We start from the raw sequence: 20971 nt of genomic DNA on the forward strand, positions 1-20971 counted from the left end.
CGCCATGCTCGACGCCGACCCCAGGCGTCTCAGCCCTGGCCCCGCACCGGCCCTCACCATCCCGTCACCACCCGTCCCTCCTCCGACCCCGCCGCCCACCTCGCCGCCCACGACGCCCACAAAGCCGCAGCACACGCCCTCGCCCCCCAAGACCACCAAGCCGACGCCCACGCCGACGCCCACGACGCCGACGCCGACGCCGACTCTGACGACCACCCCGACGCCCACCCCGACCGGCAGCACCACGCCGACGCCGTCGAAGACCCCGAGCAACACTCCGACGGCCCGGCCCTCGGCACCGACCAACGCGCCGACCAGCTCGTCTCCGGCGACCACGCCGAAGGCCAGCACGAGCGCGACGGGCAGTGGCAGCGCGACGGGCAGCCCCAGCGCCACGGGCTGATCCGCCACGACCCGCTCCGGCTGTCCGCTCGGCAAGATCTGTGGCACCGTGACAACCAGGCACATCCGGCTCGACGTCACGGGTCCGGGTGCGAGCATGGCGCGGAGGGCGGAAATGGCCGAGCAGAGAGATCCGGCGGAGACTGTCGACCCCGTGGTCGACCAGGCCGGCCCACCAGGGCCGGGCACCGCCGACCCGGTGGCCGCCAGCGACGCCAGCCCGGCTGCCACCAGCTCGACGGGCAGCGAGACCAGCTCGGCGGACGCCGGCCCCGCTGACAGCGACGCCGCACCGGTACGCGCACGCGCCAGCGTCGTGACTGCCGGCGCTCTCCGCAGTGACCTGCCGGCCAGCGCTCCGGTCACCGCGACCACCTACCGTGCGACCGGCTCGGCCAGCCCGGCCGACGTGTCGTTGCCGGGGCAGCGGAGCGACTCCCCCGCGTCGGCCCGGGCCAGCGCCACGGTTCCGAGCAGCAGCCGGGGCACTGCCAGCGCCCTGGGCGCCCCGGACCGCCGCGAGAGCGCGCCCGGCGTCTATCGAGCCGCGCCGGTCGGTGCCGAGCCGGCCCAGCCCCCGACGCCGTCGACTCCGGAACCGGAGCCGGAACCCACGCCACCCGGCCCGGGGCCGACCCAGCCGTCGCCACCGGAACCGGAGCCCGCGCCGGCCCCGGGTCCGTACCCGCCCGGTCCGGTGCCGACGCCGGGTCCTCCACCCACGCCGCCGCCCGGTCCGGTTCCTCCCGTTCCGGGCCCGCCCATCCCACCGCCCTCGCCGGTGCCGCCCATCCCCGGCCCGCCGACGCCGCCCGTCCCGAGCCCGCCGCTGCCGCCACCCGGTCCGCCGGTGCCGGCACCCCCGGCCCCGCCCGGCCCGATGCCGGCACCGCCGTTTCCGCCGCCGCCGGCGATGACCGACACGCCCGGCGCACGGGCCAGCGCCTCGGTCTCCGCACCGCCGGCCGGGTGGCCGTCCACCGGTGGGGCGACGCGCCCGACGTCCGGTGCCGGATGGGCCGGGGCACCCGCCTCCGCGCCGCCGGTGGTGCCCGCACCAGCGCTGCCGAGCTGGCCACCGTCCACCGCCGGGGCCCCTTCCTCGACCAGCCACAGCAGCGGAAACTCCCGCGTGACGGCGCAGCCGAGCGGCCCACCGGCTGGTTCGGCCGGACGGGACGCGGCCGGCGCCCTTGGTGGGCGGCACGACAGTCGCACCGACCTGGCCGGCACCGTCTACGGCAACGGCGAGGGGGCCGGCTTCACCACTGTCGCGATACCCGCCAACGCTGTGGAGACCTCCGGCTCGCTGACCGGGCACATCCTGGCCCAGGGTTGGTCCGACACGCCGGCCGAGCGGTCCAGTAACACCCGGGTGATGATCGTCCTGGCCGCTGCTCTGGGGCTGCTGGTGGCGATCAGTGTCATGGTCGTCCTGCTCGCCGGCGACGCCTTGGACGGTCTGGTGGGCAGCGTGCTCAACGGGTGAGCCAGCGAGCGCCAGCGATGGTGAGTCCGCCCACTACGGTCGGTCAACCGGCTGGCGGCTTCGCCAGACCGCCGTACACTGGCTGAGATCACTGACCCGGCGCGCGTGGTGTGCGCCCCTGGGCGATCTTGCGGGCGATCCGGCGGTACAGCCGCGGCAGGCCATCGCGAAGATGCGCCCCGCTCGAAAGGTTTTTGTTGACCACCTCTGCTGACCCCAGCACCGTTACGTCCGTTTTCAACTCAGTCCCGGCGGCCGACGCCGCCCGGGAGCAGCTCGACGTCCCCCTGAGCGAGGCCGGCACCGCGCCGGTGGCGACCGCGCAGGCCGAGCCGACCGAGACCGTCGAACCGATCAGCTTCGCCGACCTCGGCCTGCCCGAGCAACTGGTCCGCGCGCTGGCTCAGCAGGGCATCACCAGCCCGTTCGAGATCCAGCGGGCCACAGTTCCGGACGCGCTCGCCGGCCGCGACGTGCTGGGCCGCGGGCAGACCGGTTCGGGCAAGACGCTCGCCTTCGGGCTGCCGATGATCGCCCGGCTGGCCAACCGCAACCGGGCCCGGCCGATGCGTCCGCGCGGTCTGGTCCTGGTGCCCACCCGCGAGCTGGCCATGCAGGTCAACGACGCCCTGGTGCCGCTGGGCAAGTCCGTCGGGATCTTCCTCAAGACCGCCGTCGGCGGCGTTCCGTACGACCGTCAGATCGACGCGCTGCGCCGCGGCGTGGAGATCATCGTGGCTACCCCGGGCCGGCTCGGCGACCTCATCGAGCGGGGCATCTGCCAGCTCGACGACGTCGAGGTCACAGTGCTCGACGAGGCCGACCAGATGGCCGACATGGGCTTCCTGCCCGAGGTGACCGATCTGCTGGCGAAGACGCCCGCGAACAGTCAGCGGCTGCTCTTCTCGGCCACCCTGGACGGTGACGTCGACGCGTTGGTCAGGCGGTTCATGACCGATCCGGTCACCCACTCCACGGCGCCGTCCACCGCCTCGGTGTCCACCATGGACCACCACATGCTGTTGATCCCGCCGCACGAGAAGTTCCCGGTGGCGGCCTCGATCGCCGCCCGGGATGGCCGGACCATGGTCTTCGCCCGTACCCAGCTCGGGGTGGACCGGCTGGTCGAGCAGCTCGCGGCCGTCGGCGTACGCGCCGGTGGGCTGCACGGCGGCAAGACCCAGCGGATGCGCACCAAGACGCTCGCCGAGTTCCGTGAGGGCCGGATGAACGTGCTGGTCGCCACGGATGTGGCGGCCCGGGGCATCCACGTCGACGGGGTCACCCTGGTGCTGCACGTCGACCCGCCGAAGGACCCCAAGGACTACCTGCACCGCGCGGGGCGTACCGCTCGGGCCGGCGAGTCGGGCGCTGTCGCCACGCTGGTGCTGCCCAAGCAGCGCCGTACCACCCTGGCGATGATGGAGAAGGCCGGCGTCGCGCCGGCCGAGACCCGGGTCCGCGTCGGGGACGCGGCGCTGGCCGAGCTGGTCGGTGCCCGCGAGCCCAGTGGCGTCCCGGTCCGCGTCGAGGCCGAGCCCCGGGGCTACGGCGACCGCTCCGGCGGCCCGCGCCGGTTCGGTGACCGCACAGGCGGCGAGCGCCGCTACGGCGACCGTCCGCAGGGCGACCGGCGCTTCGGCGACCGGCCCACCGGCGAGCGCCGCTTCGGCGACCGCCCGCAGGGCGACCGGGGCTACGGCGACCGCCCGCAGGGCGAGCGGGGCTACGGCGACCGCCCGCAGGGCGAGCGGGGCTACGGCGACCGGCCCACCGGCGAGCGTCGCTACGGCGACCGGCCCACCGGCGAGCGCCGCTTCGGCGACCGCCCGCAGGGCGAGCGGGGCTACGGCGACCGCCCGCAGGGTGAGCGCCGCTACGGCGACCGGCAGCAGAGCGACCGCCCGCAGGGCGACCGGGGGTACGGCGACCGGCCGACGGGCGAGCGGCGTTACGCCGATCGGGACACCCGGGGGTACGGCGACCGGCCGCAGGGCGAGCGTCGGTTCGGCGACCGGCCGCAGTTCGGTGACCGGGACGGTCGGGGCGATCGACCGACCGGCGAGCGGCGCTTCGGTGACCGTCCGCAGGGTGAGCGGCGCTTCGGCGACCGGGACACTCGGGGTGGTTTCCGCCCGGAGAGCCGGGTCCGGGACGACCGGCCCCGTGACGACCGGCCCCGCGAGGACCGGCCCCGCGAGGACCGCCCGCGTGACGATCGGCGCGGTTTCGGCGGGCGACCGGCGGCGCGTACCCACTGATTGATCCACCGAACGCCGTCGTGAAGCCCAGGCTTCGCGGCGGCGTTCGCGCATGCCCTGCCGATGTCGGTCGGGTCGCGTAACGTCCGGCTCATGCCGACCATGCCGAAGTCAATCTTCTGGTCCCGGACGGACACCGCCGGCAGCGAGCAGGTCCTGCTCGACGACGGCCACGGGTTGGCGGCCCGAGGCACTCTGCTCGCCGTGGATCCGATCCCGTGGACCGCCCGCTACCAGCTGACCACCACGCCGGACTGGGCCACCACCCGGGTCGAGGTCGAGGCCGAGGGTCTCGGCTGGCTGCGCCGAGTGAAGCTGGAGCGGGCCGCGGGTCGCTGGCGGGTGACCACCGCCGAGCAGGGCGACCTGGACGCGGCCCTGGTCGCGGCCGGTCATCGCCGGGCCGGCCTGCCGGGCACCGACGACCCGGACCGGCTGGCCGACGCGCTCGACGTCGACCTGAGCGGTTCGCCGCTGTTCAACACCCTGCCGGTCCACCGGCTTCGGATGGCAGCCGAGCCAGCCGATGTGGCACACCGGATCACAGTTGCCTGGGTGCTGCTGCCCGGCCTTGAGGTGGTGCCGGCCGAGCAGATCTACACCGGGCTCGGGCCGGGTCGGGTGCGCTTCGCCAGCGGCACCTTCACGGCCGACATCGATCTGGACGACAGCGGCTACGTGGTGCGCTACCCCGGGCTGGCCGAGCGGATCGACCCGCGCTGATCGGCGCCCCGGTGGGCGAGGCCCCGGGCGGGCCCGGCTCCGCTGGGCGGTTCAGGCGGGCCAGACCCGCTGGGCGGTTCAGGCGGGCCAGACCCGCTGGGCGGTTCAGGCGGGCCAGACCCGCTGGGCGGTTCAGGCGGGCCAGACCCGCTGGGCGGTTCAGGCGGGCCAGACCCGCTGGGCGGTTCAGGCGGGCCAGGCTCCGCTGGCCAGAAAGCGGTCGATGGTGGCCAGGTGCGGGGTCAGGTCGAGGCCCTGGGCGGCCACCCAGTCGTCGGCGTAGTACGTGTCGGCGTACCGGTCGCCCGGGTCGCAGATCAGGGTGACCACCGAGCCCGTCCGACGCTCGGCGAGCATCGCGGCGATCAGGCCGAACGCGCCCCACAGGTTGGTGCCGGTGGACCCACCCACCCGGCGGCCGAGCAGCGCCGACCCGGCGCGCATGGCGGCCAGTGACGCCGCGTCCGGCACCTGGACCATCCGGTCAACCACCGAGGGCAGGAACGACGCCTCCACTGTGGGCCGGCCGATCCCCTCGATGCGGGAGCCCTGCCCGGTCCGTACCGACCAGTCGGCGGCCAGCCAGGCCGGGTAGAACGCCGAGTTCTCCGGGTCGACCACGCAGAGCTTGGTGGCGAGCCGGCGGTACCGGGCGTAGCGGCCGATGGTCGCGCTGGTGCCCCCGGTGCCGGCGCCCACCACTACCCAGGCGGGGATCGGGTGCCGCTCCAGCTCCAACTGTGCGTAGATCGACTCGGCGATGTTGTTGTTGCCCCGCCAGTCGGTCGCCCGCTCGGCGTAGGTGAACTGGTCCATGAAGTGCCCGCCGGAGTCCTCGGCGAGCCACCGGGCCTCGACCACCACGCCCGCCGGGTCGTCCACCAGGTGGCACCGACCGCCCTGGAACTCGATCTGCGTGATCTTCTCCGGCGAGGTGGAGGCGGGCATCACAGCGATGAACGGCAGGCCCAGCATCCGGGCGAAGTACGCCTCGGAGACCGCCGTGGAACCCGACGACGCCTCGACGATCGTGGTGCGCGGGCCGATCCAGCCGTTGCAGAGCCCGTAGAGGAACAGCGAGCGGGCCAGCCGGTGCTTCAGCGAGCCGGTGGGGTGTGACGACTCGTCCTTGAGGTAGAGGTCGATCCCCCATTCCCGGGGCAGCGGAAACGGCAGCAGGTGGGTGTCGGCGGACCGGTTCGCGTCTGCCTCGACGGCGGCGATCGCCTCGGTCACCCAGGTTCGGCTGGATTCGTCGCACCGGTCGAGATGAGTCACGCTCGGAAACCTAGCAAGCGGGCCAGCTGAGGTCAGCGCCGGTCCGGTGGCGTTGACCTGCGGCGTTGGCGTCGCTGACCGGCGCGGCCGGCGGCCCGGACGAGCGGGGTCAGTGCGACGGCCAGCCTGGGCAGTGCGTCCAACAGGCGCACCTGCGCTCCCCGCCAGCGGGGCAGGCTGACCACCGGACGTGGCCGGCGGGCCAGCCGAACCGCCCGGGCCGCCACCTGCTGCGCGGTCAGCATCGATCCGGTGAACGAGGCCACCGCCCCCGGGTCGTCCAGCCGGTCGTGCAGCATCGGGGTCCAGATGCCGTCCGGGCAGAGGCAGGAGACGTGCACCCGCCGGTACCCGGCCATCCGCAGGTCGGACAGGGTGCCGAGGCTGAACGCCAGCAGGGCGTGCTTGCTGGCCGCGTACACCGTCTCGCCGGGCGCGGCGACCAGCCCGGCCAGCGAGACGACGTTGAGCACGTGGCCGTGGCCCTGCCCACGCATCACGGACAGCGCGGCGAGGGTGCCGTTCATGGCGCCGTGGGTGTTGACGTCGAGCAGCCGACGGCGGGTCGCGGCGTCGTGCTCCCACGACGCCCCGGTTACCAGGATGCCGGCGTTGTTGACCCAGAGGGCGAGGTCGCCCCGGCTTGCCGCGTTCGCGGCGGTGGCGGCGCAGGCGTCCTCGTCCCGGACGTCCAGGGCGGCCGACCAACCGCCGAGCGGCGCCGCGGCGCTCTGCGCCGCCGCCGGGTCGAGGTCGGTGAGCAGCACCGACCAACCGTCGGTGTGCAGCGCGGTGGCGATGGCCTGCCCCAGACCGCCGGCAGCACCGGTCACCACGGCCACGGGACGCGCCGGCGGAGTCATCGGCGCACGCTACCGCCGGCCGCCCGGGCGACACCAGGGGTACGCGGCGGTCAGGCCGCGGGCGAGCCGACCGGCTGGGGGCGGTTCTCCCATTTCGTGGAGAGCGCGATGGCGGTACGGGTGGAGGCCACCCCCGGTGTCCGGTTCAACCGCACGATCAGCTGCTCCAGCTCGGCGATCGTGCCGACCCGCGCCTTGAGCAGGAACGACTCCACGCCGGCCATGAAGTAGCAGGATTCGATCTCGGGTAGCACCCGCAGCGACTCGAGCATGTCGTCGGTGTCCGCGCCGGAGTCCTCGACGATGCCGATCAGCGCTGTGACACCCAGCCCGATCGACTCCGGGGCCACGTCCGCTCGGTAGCCCCGGACCACGCCGCTGCTCTCCAGCTTGCCTACCCGCTCGTGCACGGCCGGGGCCGAGAGGCCCACCTGTCGAGCCAACTCGGCGTACGAGAGGCGGGCGTTGCCGCGCAGTAGGTCGACGAGGCTCAGGTCGATGGCATCCACAGAGAGTGACCTTAACCGCTGACACGTAACGTGCGGCCTTCGGCACCCGTTGGACTGAGCGGTGAGTCACTGTTCATAAACCGCCGGTCAGGGCAGAGGTAGCACCAGTAACATTACTAACTCCCCACTCAGTGCATTTTTCGCGTTTGGGCGGACAGGCCATGTCCCTGGTGCTGTAATTGCCATACGTCCCTCATGACGGCTCTGGGCTACGCACCAGCCGGGGGCAGTGTGTTCAGCCGGGGGCTTCGTCGACGCGAGGAGGGGGCTGTGGACACTGGAGATCGCCTGCTGACACCGGGTGAGGTCGCCGCGCTGTTTCGGGTAGACCCGAAAACTGTGACGAGATGGGCGGCGGCCGGCCGGATAGGAAGCATCCGGACTCCAGGCGGGCATCGCCGGTTTCGGGAATCCGAGGTGCGAGCCCTGCTTGAGGGGGAGGGCATGCTGGACGAGGTGGATGAGGTCGGTAAGCCACGCAATGTGGGGCCGGCGGCATCCACGGGGCCGGGTCCGGCCAACGCTGGCATGTACTGAACTGGTGCGGACAACGCCACGCGGACCGGACACCAGTCCGGTCCGCGTCCCGCTTCGGCCGACCGCCGGGCGGCAGCACCGCTCGTGCTGAGCGGCACAACCGCGCCCAGCACGAGCGGACGGCTCTGCACGAGCGGGACGGCTCAGCTTCGGGCTGCGCCGAGCTGGCCTGACCACCGCCGGAACAGGGTGTGCGGGACGCCGAGCGCGTCCAGCACCTTGCCAGCCACGAAGTCGACCAACTGCTGCGCGCTGGCCGCCGCGCCGGCGCCGTAGAAGCCGGGGCTGGCCGGCAGCACCACAGCGCCCGCGTCGTGCAGGGCGATGAGGTGCTCCAGGTGGCTGCGGGTCACCGGTGTCTCCCGGGGAACCAGCACCACCGGACGGCGTTCCTTGAGGTTGACCTCGGCGGCGCGCTGCAACAGGTCCTTGGAGAGCCCGATCGCGATGCCGGCGCAGGCGGCCGTGCTGGCCGGGACCACTGCCATCCCGCGTACCCGGTAGGAGCCGCTGCTCGGCCCGGCCGCCAGGTCGCCGGCCGGCCAGTGCCGCACGTCCGCGGTGGTCAGGTCCCGGTCGAGCCAGGCGGCGAGGTCCTCGGCCCAGTGCCCGTCCCGGAAGGGTCGGCCGGTCTCGTCGAGGACTGTGAGTCGTGCCGCCCGGGACACGATCAGGTCCACCGGCTCGCCCGCGTCGAGCAGGCCGCCGATGACGGCTGCCGCGTACGGCGTACCGGAGGCACCGGAGACCCCGACCACCCATGGTTCCCGCATACCCCCAGCCTGCCTGGTCTGGCTGGCCCGCTGGTGGGCACCCCCGGAGTTGGTCCGGCCCGACATGTCCGACGGGGTACCTGCGCATCCCGTCGACCTGACATGCTGCCGCTGGCGATTCGCACCGGAACCATCTCGAAGAGGAGGCATCGGTGACGACCGGCGAGATCCTCCGGGCGCTGCGTGCCGAATGTCCGATCCCGTCCCAGCCTCCACCACCACACGCCGATCGTGTGCAGGCCTGGCTGCTCGGTCTGCTGCCCGAGCTTGGCCACTCACTGGACGACGCCGCGCTGCACCGGCTGTCCCGGGGTGCCTTCGCCCGGTACGCCGGGCGGCTCTACCCGGCGGCGACCGAAGCCGACCTGCGGGTGCTGACCGCGCTGTTCACCTGGTTCTTCCTGGTCGATGACGCCTGCGACGGGCCGCACCGGTTGACGCCGGAGCAGATCCGGGCGCTGCGCAACGGCACACTGGCGCTGCTGCACGACGGCACCCGGCTGCGGCAGACCGGGCTGACCGGCCCGCTGCGGCGACTGCTGGTGCTGGCCTGGCGGGATCCGCGCCGCCGGATGCCGGCCCGGTGGCGGCAGCGTTTCGCCGACGCGGTGGCCCGACACCTCGACGGCACCTGGCAGGAGGCCGTCAACAAGGAGGTCGGCCACCGTCCCAGCGTGGACGAGTTCGTCGCGCTACGTCGGTCGACCTCGGCGGCGGAGGTGTCGTACCCGCTGGTGGAGTTCGTCAGCGGCCGGCCGTTGCCCGACCCGGTCTACCATCACCCGCTGCTGCGTCAGATCGCCCGTACCGGCAACGACCTGCTCTCCTGGTACAACGACATGGCCTCGCTGGATGGGGACCGGGTGACCGCGGGCGGGCACAACCTGGTCCTCGCCATCGAGGCCGAACTGGGCGTGCCGGAGTCGGAGGCGGTCGAGCGGGCGGCCGAGCACTGGAGGGAGGCGATGCGGCGCTTCGTCGCGTTGCGAGCCGCGGTGCCGTCGTTCGGCCCGGCCTTGGACGACGCGGTCGCCGACCATCTCGACGGGATCGCGAACGCCGTGCGCGGGACCATCGACTGGACCTTCGAGAGCGCCCGCTACCCCGTCAGCGCCACCCCGCCCGTCGTAGGGCCGTAGGCCGAGCCGGACCCACCCAGCCTCACTGCCGCAGGCCGAGCCGGATCACCAGGTCGAGCAGGGCGAAGAGGAACAGCGCGATGCCGACGAACCCGTTGGCGGTGAAGAACGCCCGGTTGACCTTGCTGAGGTCGGTCGGGGTGACCACCAGGTGCTGGTAGCCGAACGCCACGGCGGTCAGCGCCAGCCCGATCCACCAGAGCCAACCGAGACCGATCAACGCGCCGAACCAGATGAACAGCGCGAAGGTCACCACGTGTGCGACGGTCGAGGCGTGCAGCGCGAAGCGCCGACCGTACCGGGCGGGCACGCTGTGCACGCCGATCTCCCTGTCGATCTCGGAGTCCTGGCAGGCGTAGATCAGGTCGAAGCCGCCGATCCACAGCCCCACTGCCGCGCCGAGCAGCCAGGCCGGCCCGGAGCCGTCCAGGGTGCCGGTGACCGCCAGCCAGGCGCCGACCGGGCCGACCGCCTGGGCGATCCCGAGGATGGCGTGCGGCCAGTTGGTGAACCGCTTGGCGTAGGGGTAGACGACCAGCGGCACCACGGCGAGCGGCGCGAGCACCAGGCAGAGCGGGTTGAGCAGGGCGGCGGCGCCGAGGAAGACCACGAGTGCGACGGCCGCGCCGGTCCAGGCCGTCCGCACGCTCACCGCTCCGGTGACCAGTTCCCGGCCGGCGGTACGCGGGTTCCGCGCATCGATCTTGCGGTCGAGGATCCGGTTGGCGGCCATCGCGAACGTCCGCGCCCCGACCATCGCCACGGTGATCAGCAGCAGGTCGAGCCACCGTACGTGCCCGCCGAAACTCTGCATGGCGGCCAGCGCCGAGAGGAACGCGAACGGCAGCGCGAAGACGGAGTGCTCGACGGCGACCAGCTTCAGGAAGGACTTCGTCCGGCCCGGCTTCACCCTCGGTGCGTCGATGACGGCCATCAGATGCCGTACTCCTTCCAGCGCTTGTCGACCAGGGCGGTGACCTCGGGGGCCATGGTCATCTCCTCCGGCCAGCCGCGGGTGTAGCCCTCGGTGGGCAGCTTGCGGGTCGCGTCGACGCCAGCCTTACCTCCCCAGAACTGCTGGTACGACGAGTGGTCGAGGTGGTCCACCGGGCCCTCGGTGAGCAGCAGGTCCCGGGCGTAGTCGACGTTGCCGAAGGCCCGGAAGGCGACCTCGTTGTAGTCGTGCACGTCGCAGTCCTCGTCGACGATCACGATCAGCTTGGTCAGTGACATCAGGTGCGCGCCCCAGATCGCGTTCATCACCTTCTGCGCGTGCTTCGGGTAGCGCTTGCGGATCGAGACGATCGCGCAGTTGTGGAAGACGCCGGCGGCCGGCAGGTCGTAGTCGACGATGTCCGGGATCATCAGCTTGAGCAGCGGCTGGAAGATCCGCTCGGTGGCCTTGCCGAGGCCGTGGTCCTCCTGCGGCGGCTTCGAGGTGATGATCGAGTGGTAGACCGGCTTGCGCTGCATGGTCATCGCCTCGATGTGCAGCACGGGGAACGGCTCGACCGGCGTGTAGAAGCCGGTGTGGTCGCCGAACGGCCCCTCGGGCAGCCGCTCACCCGGCTCCAGGTAGCCCTCCAGCACGATCTGCGCGTGCGCCGGCACCTGCAACGGCACTGTGAGGCAGTCGACCATCTCCACCCGCTCGCCGCGCAGGAACCCCGCGAACAGGTACTCGTCGATGTCGCTGGGCAGCGGCGCGCTGGCCGCGTACGAGACGACCGGGTCGCAGCCGATCGCGATCGCGACCGGCAGGCGCTGCCCGAGCCGCTCGGCGACCGCGTGGTGCGCCGTCGAGTCCTTGTGGATCTGCCAGTGCATGCCCAGTGTGTTGCGGCCGTGCTGCTGGAGTCGGTACAGGCCGAGGTTGCGCTTGCCGGTCTCCGGGTGCTTGGTGTGGGTCAGCCCGTAGTTGTGGAAGATCCCGCCGTCGTCGGGCCAGACCTGCAACCCCGGCAGCCGGTTGAGGTCGACGTCCTCACCCCGGTAGACGACCTCCTGGCAGGGTGCGGTCTTCACCTTGCGCGGCGGCACCGACTTGAGCTGCATGACCTTGCCGAGGCCCTCCCGGATGCCCGACCAGCCGACCGGCAGCTCCGGCTTGATCATCGCGCCGATCCGGGCACCGACCTCGTCCAGCGAGTCGACGCCGAGGGCCATCGCCATCCGCTTCTCGGTGCCGAACAGGTTGATCGCCACCGGCATCTCGCCCCGGGTCGGACGCTCGAAGAGCAGCGCCGGGCCGCCGGCCCGCACCGTGCGGGTGACCACCTCGCTGATCTCCAGGGTCGGATCGACCGGGACGTCGATCCGGCGCAACTCCCCCGCGCGCTCCAGCGCCGCGATGAAGTCCTTGAGATCGGTGTACGGGAAGCCACGAGCCGCCATGTCGCCCAGTCTCCCGCACCGGCTCCCGCACGGCCCAAGCCGGGTGCTGTGACGCTCGCGATCCCCCCGACGTCAACTGCAGCCGGGCGTAGATCGACTCGGCTTTCAGGAAAGCGCGGTGTCCCAGGCCGCCGGACACCGCGACTTCAAGGAAGGCGAGTGGATCAGCGAACCTGGCGGGCATGGCGGGCCTTTGAGCGGGTAGCCGGGCAGGCGGCGGGCAAGCGGCAGCGGGCATGCGGGGGCGGACGGAGGCGGCCATGGGCGGGGAGCGGGTTCCGGCGGGGTTCACTGAGCAACGGGCGCGGGTCGGCCAGATCACCATGAACTACGTCCGTGGGGGTGCCGGCCCGCCACTGGTGTTGCTGCACGGATATCCGCAGTGCTGGTACATGTGGCGGCACCTGCTGCCCGAGTTGGGGCGCTCTTTTGAGGTGGTCGCGCCCGACCTGCGCGGCTTCGGGGGCAGCGACGCCCCGGACGGCGGGTACGACAAGAAGACCGTCGCCGCCGACCTGCACGGACTGCTCGACCAGCTCGGCCTGGACGGAGACCTCCGGCTGGTCGGGCACGACCTGGGGACCATGGTGGCGTACGCGTACGCCGCCGCCCATCCGCAGCGGGTGAGTCGGCTGGCGCTCACCGAGGCGCCGATCCCCGACGAGAGCATCTACACGTTCCCCGCGCTCACCTCGGCGGGGCCCGGGGTGTGGAACTTCGGCTACTTCTCCCTCGGCAACGGGCTCCCGGAGGCGTTGGTCGACGGGCGGGAGTCGCTCTGGGTGGACAAGTTCACCGACGCGCTGATGGTGCGCAAGGGCAGCATCGCCGCGCCCGACATCGAGGAGTTCGCCAGCCATCTGCGCGACCCGGCGCATCTGCGGGCCAGCTTCGCCTACTTCCGGGCGTTCGAGCAGGACATCGCCGACAACGCCGCGTACCGGGGCACGAAGCTGACCATGCCGGTGCTGGCCGTCGGGGCGGCGGCCAGCCTCGGTGGGCAGATTGCCGAGCAGGTTCGCCGGTACGCCGACACGGTGCGCGGCGAGGTGATCGAGGACTGCGGGCACTGGCTGTACGAGGAGCGCCCGGACGAGATGCTCGCCCTGCTGCGGGACTTCCTTGAGGCGGACTGAGCAGGGGGCCGCGGGTGTCCTCGGTCAGGCGGCGGGCGACCAGGCGTGGGCGGCCAGTGGCGGGTCGAGCGGCGCCCGGGTGAGCCGGTTGGCGAAGGTGGACATGGTGTACGCGCCGACGCCGAGCACCACGTCGAGCGCGTGCCGGGGCTGGTAGCCGGCGGCCAGGAAGTCGTCCATCTCGTCGTCGGGCACCGCGCCCCGGTGGTCGAGCACGGCCAGCGTGAAGCGGCGCAGCGCCTCCAGGCGCGGCTCGGGCAGCACCGAGCCGGCCCGCAGCGCTGTGATCAGCTCGGGGGTCGCGCCGAGTCCGGTGAGCTTGCCGGTGTGCAGGGCGACGCAGAAATGGCATTCATGACTGGTGGAGACCGTCAGGATGACCACCTCCCGGTCCAGCGGGGCGAGGTCGGTCTGCTCGAAGCCTGTGCTGGCGGCGAGGAAGCCGGTCAGCAACTGCGGCGAATCGGCCATCAGGGCCACCGGGGTGGGCAGCCAGCCGAACCGGCCGCGCACTCCCTCGATGGACCGACGGGCGGCGGCGGGTGCGGTCTCAGCGGTGTGGGCGGTGAAGACGGACATGGTTACCTGCTTTCCGGAGCCTGGTTCGGGGGACGCTACGATAGTCAACGTGGTTGACGAAATAGTAAACGTGGTTGTCGAACATGGCAACCGCTGATCCCACCCGGCCCGGCTTCCAGCTACCGCTGCTGCTGCTTGCCGGCTTCCGGACGCTGATCGACGACCTGCACACCGAGCTGGCCCGGGAGGGGCATCCAGAGCTGCGACCGCTGCACGGGTTCGTGCTCCAGGCCGTCGGGGCGGGCGGCACCACCGCCACCGAGCTGGGCCAGCGGCTGGGCATCTCCAAGCAGGCAGCGGGCAAGACCGTCGACCGGTTGGTTGCCGTCGGCTACCTGGAACGGGTCGACGACCCCTCGGACGCCCGACGCCGGCTGGTCCGGGTGACCCCACGCGGTGCCGAAGGGCTACGCCGCTCGGCCGAGATCTTCGACCGGTTGCGCGCACAGTGGGCCGACACCCTCGGCCCGGAGCGGGTCACCGCCCTGGAGGACGACCTGCGCACGATGGCCTCGGCCAACTGGTTCCGGCTCGACGTGCCCGGCTGGTTCGGCGGCTGATCGCGGGAGCGGGCGGCGAGCGAGACCTCCGGGCCATCCTGCTGGGTGGCCCGGAGGGGGTGCGGGGACGCCTGCGGCTGCGCGGCTCAGTGGACGGTCAGTGGGTGCGGGCCAACTCGACGAAGGCCCGCCACGCGGCCGGGGTGAAGGTCAGCAGGCCGCCGTCGCGGTCCTTGGAATCACGGACGTGCACCCGGCCGGCCAGGTTGTCGGCGACCTCGACGCACGCACCAGCGTCGTTGCCGCTCCGGGTGGACTTGCGCCAGTGGGCTCCGGTCAGATCCATGGCTTCACGATCTCCTCGAGCAGGTCGATCGACTGCTGCCGGGGCAGCGCGTCACTGCGCAGACTCTCCCACCTTCCAAGCAGGGTCGCCAGCTCGTTGATGTCGTCCACGGCGGTGCCGCCGGTCTGGTTGTCGAGGAAGCCGAGCCAACTGCCGTCGGCGGTGCGGCCGAGGATGAACGGCCCGAAGAGGCCGGCGTGCAGGCCCACGCCCTGCGGCAGCACGTGCACCCTGATGTGCGGGCGGCGGGCGCACGCCACCAGATGCCGGAGCTGCTCGGCCAGCACCCCGGCGCAGCCCTCCGCGAAGCGCTGCAACGCGGCCTCGTCGATCACGGCGGTGAGCTGCGGCGGGTGCTCCCGGTCGAGGATCGTCTGCCGCTCCAGCCGAGCCGCCACCAACTCCTCCACCCGGTCGGCGGTCAGCCCCAGGTCGAGCCGGAACACCGCCCGCGCGTAGTCGGCGGTCTGCAACAACCCGGGAATCATCGTCGCGCCGAAGCAGCGCAGTTGGGTGGCGACCCGCTCGACCTCCAGCCAGGGGCGGAACCAGACCGGCTCACCGTCGCGCCGACCCAGGTCGCGCAGCGAGGTCAGCAACCCACCGGTGTCGAGCACCTCGTCGGCCCGTTTCAGGTACGCCTCGTTGGGCGCCGTCTGCCCCAGCTCGACGGCCGACACCATGGACGGCGAGTAGTGCGCCCTCTTGCCGTACTCCTCCTGAGTCAGCCCGGCCGCGAGCCGCGACCGCCGGAGCTGCTCCCGGATCAGCGCCGCCGTGGACACCACTGTGGTCACCGCACCCCACCTTCCGCCGCGATTGTCGGGGTCGTGCAACCCCATCTGCCGCACGGTAGCGAGCAGTCAACGCTGCGTCACCCCGTGACGCGCATATCGGGGTAACGCGACCTGTGACCCGACCCGGGGGGCGGCCGGCAAACACATGATCCACTCGGGTTTCGCGAAGTCGCGGTGTCCCGGGCTGCAAGACCCCCCGACTTCCTGGAAGCCGAGTGGATCAACGGCCGACCGGGCGCGGGACACCGCCACATTGCCGATCAGGACCGGGACAAGCCCGGCGGGCACATCTCACCGTGCCTGGCCGAACGGCGGGACGCGGGAGCAAAGTGGGTTCATGTCGGACGCGTACGTCGTCGGCAACCCGGACGGGTTGTCGCCCCTGCTGGTCGAGCTTCGCGACGCCGTCGCCCGGGAGCTGCACGCCCAACTGGCGATGCGCGGTGAGCGGATCGAGCTGGCCGATCTACCGGAGGTGTCCTACCAGGTCACCATCCAGGTCGAGCGGGCGTTGCGGGCCTGGCGGGCCACCCGGTAGACGCGGGCCGGTCACGGACGAATCCGTGACCGGCCCGCACCGCGTTGCCACTGTCAGTCCAGCCCGCCGTAGGAGTGCAGGCCGGTGAAGAAGATGTTCACGCCGAACAGGTTCATCAGCATGGTGAGGAAGCCGAGCACCGCGATCCAGGTGGCCACGTTGCGCTTCACGCTGGGCGTCGCGCGCGCGTGCAGGTAGCCGGCGTACACCACCCAGGAGATGAACGCCCAGGTCTCCTTCGGGTCCCAGCCCCACGGCCGACCCCAGGCCGCCTCGGCCCAGATGGCACCGGCGATCACCGCGAAGGTGAAGATCGGGAACGCGAAGGCGTGCAGCGCGAAGGTCAGCCGCTCCAGGCCGACCGCGCCGGGCAGGCGCTTGGCCAGGGTGTACGGGAAACTCCGCTTGCCCTGCTCGTACCCGTTGCGCATCAGGAAGCCGACCGCCGGCACCACGCCGAACAGGAAGATGCCGGACGCGAAGACGATCGTCGAGACGTGGATGACGAACCAGTACGAGTTCAACGCCGGCACCAGAGGCACGATCGGCACGTACAGCACCAGCTCGGCGGTGGCGACCAGCAGCACCATCACCAGGGTGAGGAAGAGCCCGAGCTTGCGCAGCGACTGTCGCTTCCAGAGCACCACCAGCCAGGCGGCCACCCCGATGAACGTCACAGTGAGCACGAACTCGTACATGTTGCCCCAGGGCATCCGGTCCGCGGCGAGCCCACGGGTCACCAGCGCCGCCAGGTGCAGCGCTGCGGCGACCGCTGTGGCCCCGACCCCGATCAGGCCCGCGAGCCGGGCCCGCCCTGCGGAACGGTCGACAGTGGGCGGCGACGGAACCGGCGCGGGCGGCGTCGGGACGACACCGCCGCCGGCGCCGACCAACTCGCGCGCCGGAGCCGCCGTGGCAACCCGGGTACGCACGTTGCCCAGCGCGTACTCGACGGCGTGGCCGATCATCGCGACCAGGTACACCAGGATCGCGAAGGTCACCAGATTGTCGGAGAGTGCGGACATCACTCGGCTCCTTCTCGCACGCCGGCCCGGTCAGCGGAGTCAGCGCCAGCACCAGCCCGTTCGGCACCGCTGACGGCGGCGACCAGCTGGGTGAACTCGTCGGCGAACCCTGGATAGTCGGTACGCGGCAACCCACCGACCTCCATCAAGCTACTACCGCTCGTCGGAGATCCTTCCCCGGGGTCGGCCGGCACCACCCGGAAGAACACCCGGCGGCGCTTTCCGAACAGCGAACCCATCAGCCCGACCAGCAGCACGCCGCAGCTGACCAGCAGCATCGTCGAGCCCGGATCGTGTCGGATGGAAAGGGTGACGTACCGCTCGGTGCCCAGGAACTCGACCGTCGTGCCGTCGTCGAGCTTCCAGGTCTCGCCCTTGCGGAGCAGCTTGGTGCCGACCTCCTTGACCTTGCCGGCCCGCACCTGCCGCTGGTCGAGTTGGTAGACCGAGCCGGGGATGCCGGCGTCCAGGCCGAGGTTGCCCCGGTAGGCGACCAGGTTCAGCGCCGGGTTGCGCTCGGTCGGGTACTGCGAGCGGACGAACGGCGCCTGCTCGGGCGCCGTGGGCAGGTAGATGCCGGTGAACGCCATCTGCTGATCCGGTGCACGCTGGCCGGTCGCCGGGTCGACGTTCGCGTCCGGGAAGGCCGCCAGCCCCTCGCTGGTCAGACCCATGTCGCCGGTGGTCAGGAACGGTTCGTCACTGATCTGGCTGTTGCCGAACCGGTCGGTGTAGCGGATCACCGGGGCGTACCCGTGGCCGAGCAGGTAGACGCTCGCGTCGTTCAGGCGCAGCGGCGAGTTCACCGAGAAGTCGGCACTGCGGGTCGGCTCGTCCGGGCCGTCGACGGTGACAGTGGCGTTGAAGAACTCCGGCTGACCGGACGCCAGGAACCGGGCCTCGAAGTCGTCCAGCCGCAGGCAGAAGCGGGGCAGGTCGGCGCTGTTCACGCGGGGGCCGAGCTTCGCCTCGGCGTACTGCTGGCGGGTGTTGCAGAACGCGTTGTCCGCGCCGGCCACCAGCAGCCGGTTGCCGCTCCAGCCGTACCAGGAGCCGAGCGCCACGCCGATCAGCACAGCGATCAGCGAGGTGTGGAACAGCAGGTTGCCGGTCTCCTTGAGGTAGCCCTTCTCGGCGGAGACCTCGTCGCCGCGCACCTCCACGCGCCAGCGGCGCTTGCGCAGCGCGGCGGCGATCGCCGCCGCACCGCCGGGCGGGGCCGGCATCACTGTGTGCTGGGGCAGCCGGGCCATCCGCTTCGGCGCGGCCGGCGGCCGGGACCGCAGCGTGCGGACGTGGTCGCGGAGCCGGGGCGTGATGCAGCCGATCAGGGAGGTGAACAGCAGCAGGTAGATCGCGGAGAACCAGACCGACCCGAAGACCTCGAACGCGCCGATCCGGTCCAGTCGGGGGGCCCAGTCCGGGTGGTCGACGAAGTACTCGTTGACCTTCTCCGGGCTGATCCCGCGCTGCGGCAGCACCGAGCCGGGGATGGCGGCGATCGCGAGCAGGAAGAGCAGGATCAGCGCCGTACGCATGCTGGTGAGCTGCCGCCACGAGTTGCGCAGCAGGGCCAGCAGCCGGTTCGGCCGGCGGCGTGGCGCGGGCGCCACGGTCTCCGGTCGGTCGTCGACGACCGTCATCAGATGCTCACCTCGCCCACCCCGACGGTGGTCTGCAACCAGATCACGAAGCTCTGCCAACCGCCGGTGACCAGGGCCAGGCCGATCAGGATGAGCAGAGCGCCGCCGACCCGGGTGACCCAGCGGCTGTTGCGCCGGACGGCGCGGAAGACCCCGAGCAGGCGTTCGAAGCCCAGCCCGAAGACGATGAACGGTATCCCCAACCCGAGGCAGTACGCCACGGCGAGCACCACAGCGCGGTCGCTCTGGCCGCTGGCGGTGGCCATGCCCATCACCGCGCCGAGCGTGGGGCCGGTGCAGGGCACCCAACTGAGCGCGAAGACAGCCCCGAAGACCGGTGCGCCGAGCAGCCCGGCCGACGGCAACCGGGAGATCCGGAACTCCCGTTGCAGGGCCGGGATCATCCCGAGGTAGCTCAGCCCCGCCACGATGACCAGCACGCCGACGCCGATCTGCAACTCGCGCTTGTAGTCGAAGAACACCCGGCCGATGCTGGCGAAGAGGATCGCGGTGGCCACGAAGACGACCGTGAAGCCGCCGATGAAGAGCAGCGTCCCGGCGAGCACCCGCCCCTTAACCGCGCCGACTCGCGCCACCCGCTCCTTGACCGCGACACCCCCACTGCCCGGCGCGGGATCCGCCGCGGGCCGGCGGCCCTCCAGGTCGGCGCCGGCCAGGCCGGTCACGTACGACAGGTAACCGGGGACGAGCGGAAGCACGCACGGGGAGAGGAAGCTGACCAGGCCGGCGAGCGCCGCCGCGCCGATGGCGAGCAGCAGCGGCCCGCTGAGGGCCAACTCCCGGAAGGTATCGCCCATCAGTTCGGCGCTGACTTCTCGGCGGCGATCCGTTCGACGATCGGTTGCAGGCCCTCCTGCTTGACGGCGGCCCGGATCACCGCCGCGATCCGGCCGTCCCGGTCGAGCACCACAGTCGCCGGCACGCTGTTCGGCGGGATGTCCAGGGCGAGTGCCGTCTTGCTCGACGGGTCGAACAGGCTCGGATAGGTGACCCGGCCCTTCTCGAACGCCTTGGCCTTGTCCCGCGAATCCTGGACGTTGATGCCGAGGAAGTTCACCCCGGAACCCTTGGTGGCCTGGTAGACGGCTTCCAGGTCGTCCGCCTCGGCGCGGCACGGCGCGCACCAGGAACCCCAGAAGTTGACCACCACGACCTGACCGCGCGCCTCGCTGACGTCGTAGCTGCCGCCGAGCAGCAGCTCACCGGCGACCTTCGGAGGTGCGGAGCGCTGGTCCGGTGCGCACTCGAAGATCCCGTCGGTGGTGGTCGTGCAGGTCTTCTCCTGCGCCTTCGACGACGTGCAGCCGACCAGCGCCACCGCGGCGACGGTGGCGAGCAGACCGGCGGTCCACCTCCGGGCGTTCATCAGGCCCCCTTGGCCGTCCGGGCTGTCGCGGAGAGAGCGATCAGGTGCGCGGCCGGCTCGCTGTAGCCGATGCCCACCACCTTCGCGTCGTCGAAGTGGAACGAGGTGAGGCTCGCCAGCCCGCACTGCCGCTTGCGCGGGTCGTGCCAGAGCCGCTTGCGCTCGACGTGACGGCGCAACGTCCAGATCGGGAGCTGGTGCGACACCAGCACCGCCTCGCGGCCCTCGGCGGCGACCCGGGCGGCCTGCACGGCGGCGAACATCCGCTCGGCGATCACCCGGTACGCCTCGCCCCAGGACGGGGTCACCGGGTCGCGCAGCACCCACCAGTTACGCGGGTCGCGGAACGACCCGTCACCCGGGGAGACCTTCTTGCCCTCGAACCAGTTGGCGCTCTCGATCAACCGCTCGTCCACCCCGACCGGCAGCCCGAACTGGGCGGCGATCGGCTCGGCGGTCTGCTGGGCGCGCTCCAGCGGGCTGGCCACCACGTGCACGATCTCCCGCTCCGCCAGGCCCTGCGCGGCGGCCTTGGCCATCTGCACGCCCAGCTCGGAGAGGCGGAAACCGGGCAGCCGGCCGTAGAGGATCTGGTCGGGGTTGTACACCTCGCCGTGCCGAAGCACGTGCACCACCGTCTTGCTCAAGGTTT

23 protein-coding genes are annotated in these 20971 nt (G+C 72.0%); 8 read left to right on the forward strand and 15 right to left on the reverse strand.

The features are described from left to right. On the reverse strand, nucleotides 1-411 hold a 411-nt coding region (locus NIE79_RS12160), incomplete at its 3' end, for a hypothetical protein (protein ID WP_238678653.1). A 106-nt stretch (nucleotides 412-517) separates the two neighbouring features. On the opposite strand from NIE79_RS12160, the gene NIE79_RS12165 reads away from it, so the two are divergent. The 3 genes from NIE79_RS12165 (at nucleotide 518) to NIE79_RS12175 (ending at nucleotide 4875) form a co-directional block, all read left to right on the forward strand. Then, entirely contained in the window at nucleotides 518-1891 is a 1374-nt protein-coding gene (locus tag NIE79_RS12165) for a hypothetical protein (protein WP_238678654.1), read from the forward strand. A 197-nt stretch (nucleotides 1892-2088) separates the two neighbouring features. Further along, nucleotides 2089-4152, forward strand: coding sequence for a DEAD/DEAH box helicase (locus NIE79_RS12170; protein ID WP_274523983.1), 2064 nt, complete (start codon nucleotides 2089-2091; stop codon nucleotides 4150-4152). A gap of 102 nt (nucleotides 4153-4254) precedes the next feature. Next, nucleotides 4255-4875 (forward strand): putative glycolipid-binding domain-containing protein, encoded by a 621-nt coding sequence (locus NIE79_RS12175; RefSeq protein ID WP_372471488.1) that lies wholly within the window; start codon nucleotides 4255-4257, stop codon nucleotides 4873-4875. A 186-nt stretch (nucleotides 4876-5061) separates the two neighbouring features. On the opposite strand, the gene cds1 is transcribed toward NIE79_RS12175, so the two are convergent. The 3 genes from cds1 to NIE79_RS12190 are packed head-to-tail and all read right to left on the reverse strand — an operon-like array spanning nucleotide 5062 to nucleotide 7525. Then, nucleotides 5062-6153 (reverse strand): L-cysteine desulfhydrase Cds1, encoded by a 1092-nt coding sequence (cds1, locus tag NIE79_RS12180; protein WP_238678656.1) that lies wholly within the window; start codon nucleotides 6151-6153, stop codon nucleotides 5062-5064. A 32-nt stretch (nucleotides 6154-6185) separates the two neighbouring features. Then, the gene (locus NIE79_RS12185; protein WP_238678657.1) at nucleotides 6186-7016 is read right to left on the reverse strand and encodes an SDR family NAD(P)-dependent oxidoreductase; all 831 of its coding nucleotides are present in this window, start codon (nucleotides 7014-7016) and stop codon (nucleotides 6186-6188) included. A 50-nt stretch (nucleotides 7017-7066) separates the two neighbouring features. Next, nucleotides 7067-7525: an Lrp/AsnC family transcriptional regulator gene (locus NIE79_RS12190; RefSeq protein WP_238668705.1), complete on the reverse strand. Its 459-nt coding sequence runs from the start codon at nucleotides 7523-7525 to the stop codon at nucleotides 7067-7069. A gap of 270 nt (nucleotides 7526-7795) precedes the next feature. Between NIE79_RS12190 and NIE79_RS12195 the strand changes: the two genes are divergently transcribed. Beyond that, the gene (locus NIE79_RS12195) at nucleotides 7796-8062 is read left to right on the forward strand and encodes a BldC family transcriptional regulator (protein ID WP_007454516.1); all 267 of its coding nucleotides are present in this window, start codon (nucleotides 7796-7798) and stop codon (nucleotides 8060-8062) included. 143 nt (nucleotides 8063-8205) lie between these two features. On the opposite strand, the gene NIE79_RS12200 is transcribed toward NIE79_RS12195, so the two are convergent. Further along, entirely contained in the window at nucleotides 8206-8835 is a 630-nt protein-coding gene (locus tag NIE79_RS12200) for a UbiX family flavin prenyltransferase (RefSeq protein ID WP_091395700.1), read from the reverse strand. Between the two features lie 152 nt (nucleotides 8836-8987). On the opposite strand from NIE79_RS12200, the gene NIE79_RS12205 reads away from it, so the two are divergent. Continuing rightward, a complete protein-coding gene (locus tag NIE79_RS12205; protein WP_238678658.1) occupies nucleotides 8988-9974 on the forward strand; it encodes a terpene synthase family protein in 987 nt (328 codons plus the stop codon). A gap of 22 nt (nucleotides 9975-9996) precedes the next feature. On the opposite strand, the gene mqnP is transcribed toward NIE79_RS12205, so the two are convergent. Continuing rightward, nucleotides 9997-10908, reverse strand: coding sequence for a menaquinone biosynthesis prenyltransferase MqnP (mqnP, locus tag NIE79_RS12210; RefSeq protein ID WP_238678659.1), 912 nt, complete (start codon nucleotides 10906-10908; stop codon nucleotides 9997-9999). Further along, nucleotides 10908-12368 carry a menaquinone biosynthesis decarboxylase gene (locus NIE79_RS12215; protein WP_238678660.1) on the reverse strand — a complete coding sequence of 487 codons (1461 nt, stop codon included), beginning with the start codon at nucleotides 12366-12368 and terminating at the stop codon, nucleotides 10908-10910. Before NIE79_RS12215 ends, mqnP begins: the two co-directional genes overlap by 1 nt. A gap of 260 nt (nucleotides 12369-12628) precedes the next feature. Here NIE79_RS12215 and NIE79_RS12220 point away from each other — a divergent pair, with 260 nt between their 5' ends. Beyond that, on the forward strand, nucleotides 12629-13504 hold the full coding sequence (locus NIE79_RS12220) for an alpha/beta fold hydrolase (RefSeq protein ID WP_238678661.1): 876 nt from the start codon (nucleotides 12629-12631) through the stop codon (nucleotides 13502-13504). A gap of 24 nt (nucleotides 13505-13528) precedes the next feature. Here NIE79_RS12220 and NIE79_RS12225 read toward each other — a convergent pair whose 3' ends face one another. After that, complete coding sequence (locus tag NIE79_RS12225) at nucleotides 13529-14083, reverse strand: carboxymuconolactone decarboxylase family protein (protein ID WP_238678662.1); 555 nt, start codon at nucleotides 14081-14083, stop codon at nucleotides 13529-13531. An 83-nt stretch (nucleotides 14084-14166) separates the two neighbouring features. Between NIE79_RS12225 and NIE79_RS12230 the strand changes: the two genes are divergently transcribed. Next, the gene (locus NIE79_RS12230) at nucleotides 14167-14643 is read left to right on the forward strand and encodes a MarR family winged helix-turn-helix transcriptional regulator (RefSeq protein WP_238678663.1); all 477 of its coding nucleotides are present in this window, start codon (nucleotides 14167-14169) and stop codon (nucleotides 14641-14643) included. A gap of 97 nt (nucleotides 14644-14740) precedes the next feature. On the opposite strand, the gene NIE79_RS12235 is transcribed toward NIE79_RS12230, so the two are convergent. Together NIE79_RS12235 and NIE79_RS12240 are read right to left on the reverse strand one after the other, a co-directional pair. Further along, entirely contained in the window at nucleotides 14741-14929 is a 189-nt protein-coding gene (locus NIE79_RS12235) for a DUF397 domain-containing protein (RefSeq protein ID WP_238678664.1), read from the reverse strand. Continuing rightward, on the reverse strand, nucleotides 14920-15771 hold the full coding sequence (locus NIE79_RS12240) for a helix-turn-helix domain-containing protein (protein ID WP_238678665.1): 852 nt from the start codon (nucleotides 15769-15771) through the stop codon (nucleotides 14920-14922). The genes NIE79_RS12235 and NIE79_RS12240 overlap by 10 nt, the downstream gene beginning before the upstream one ends. 292 nt (nucleotides 15772-16063) lie before the next feature. Between NIE79_RS12240 and NIE79_RS12245 the strand changes: the two genes are divergently transcribed. Further along, nucleotides 16064-16264 (forward strand): hypothetical protein, encoded by a 201-nt coding sequence (locus NIE79_RS12245; protein WP_238678666.1) that lies wholly within the window; start codon nucleotides 16064-16066, stop codon nucleotides 16262-16264. Nucleotides 16265-16317: 53 nt separating this feature from the next. Here NIE79_RS12245 and ccsB read toward each other — a convergent pair whose 3' ends face one another. Genes ccsB through NIE79_RS12270 form a run of 5 tightly spaced genes read right to left on the reverse strand, consistent with a single transcriptional unit; the run spans nucleotide 16318 to nucleotide 20966 of the window. Then, nucleotides 16318-17289, reverse strand: a complete 972-nt coding sequence (ccsB, locus tag NIE79_RS12250; RefSeq protein ID WP_238678667.1) for a c-type cytochrome biogenesis protein CcsB — start codon at nucleotides 17287-17289, stop codon at nucleotides 16318-16320. Further along, the gene (resB, locus tag NIE79_RS12255) at nucleotides 17289-18932 is read right to left on the reverse strand and encodes a cytochrome c biogenesis protein ResB (RefSeq protein ID WP_238678668.1); all 1644 of its coding nucleotides are present in this window, start codon (nucleotides 18930-18932) and stop codon (nucleotides 17289-17291) included. The genes ccsB and resB overlap by 1 nt, the downstream gene beginning before the upstream one ends. Then, nucleotides 18932-19750: a cytochrome c biogenesis CcdA family protein gene (locus tag NIE79_RS12260; RefSeq protein ID WP_238678669.1), complete on the reverse strand. Its 819-nt coding sequence runs from the start codon at nucleotides 19748-19750 to the stop codon at nucleotides 18932-18934. The genes resB and NIE79_RS12260 overlap by 1 nt, the downstream gene beginning before the upstream one ends. Further along, nucleotides 19750-20319 (reverse strand): TlpA family protein disulfide reductase, encoded by a 570-nt coding sequence (locus NIE79_RS12265; protein ID WP_112638736.1) that lies wholly within the window; start codon nucleotides 20317-20319, stop codon nucleotides 19750-19752. The genes NIE79_RS12260 and NIE79_RS12265 overlap by 1 nt, the downstream gene beginning before the upstream one ends. Then, a complete protein-coding gene (locus NIE79_RS12270; RefSeq protein ID WP_238678670.1) occupies nucleotides 20319-20966 on the reverse strand; it encodes a histidine phosphatase family protein in 648 nt (215 codons plus the stop codon). Before NIE79_RS12270 ends, NIE79_RS12265 begins: the two co-directional genes overlap by 1 nt. Nucleotides 20967-20971: the final 5 nt, after the last annotated feature.

The organism is Micromonospora trifolii (genome assembly GCF_022229005.1).
Taxonomy (GTDB): Bacteria; Actinomycetota; Actinomycetes; order Mycobacteriales; family Micromonosporaceae; genus Micromonospora; species Micromonospora trifolii.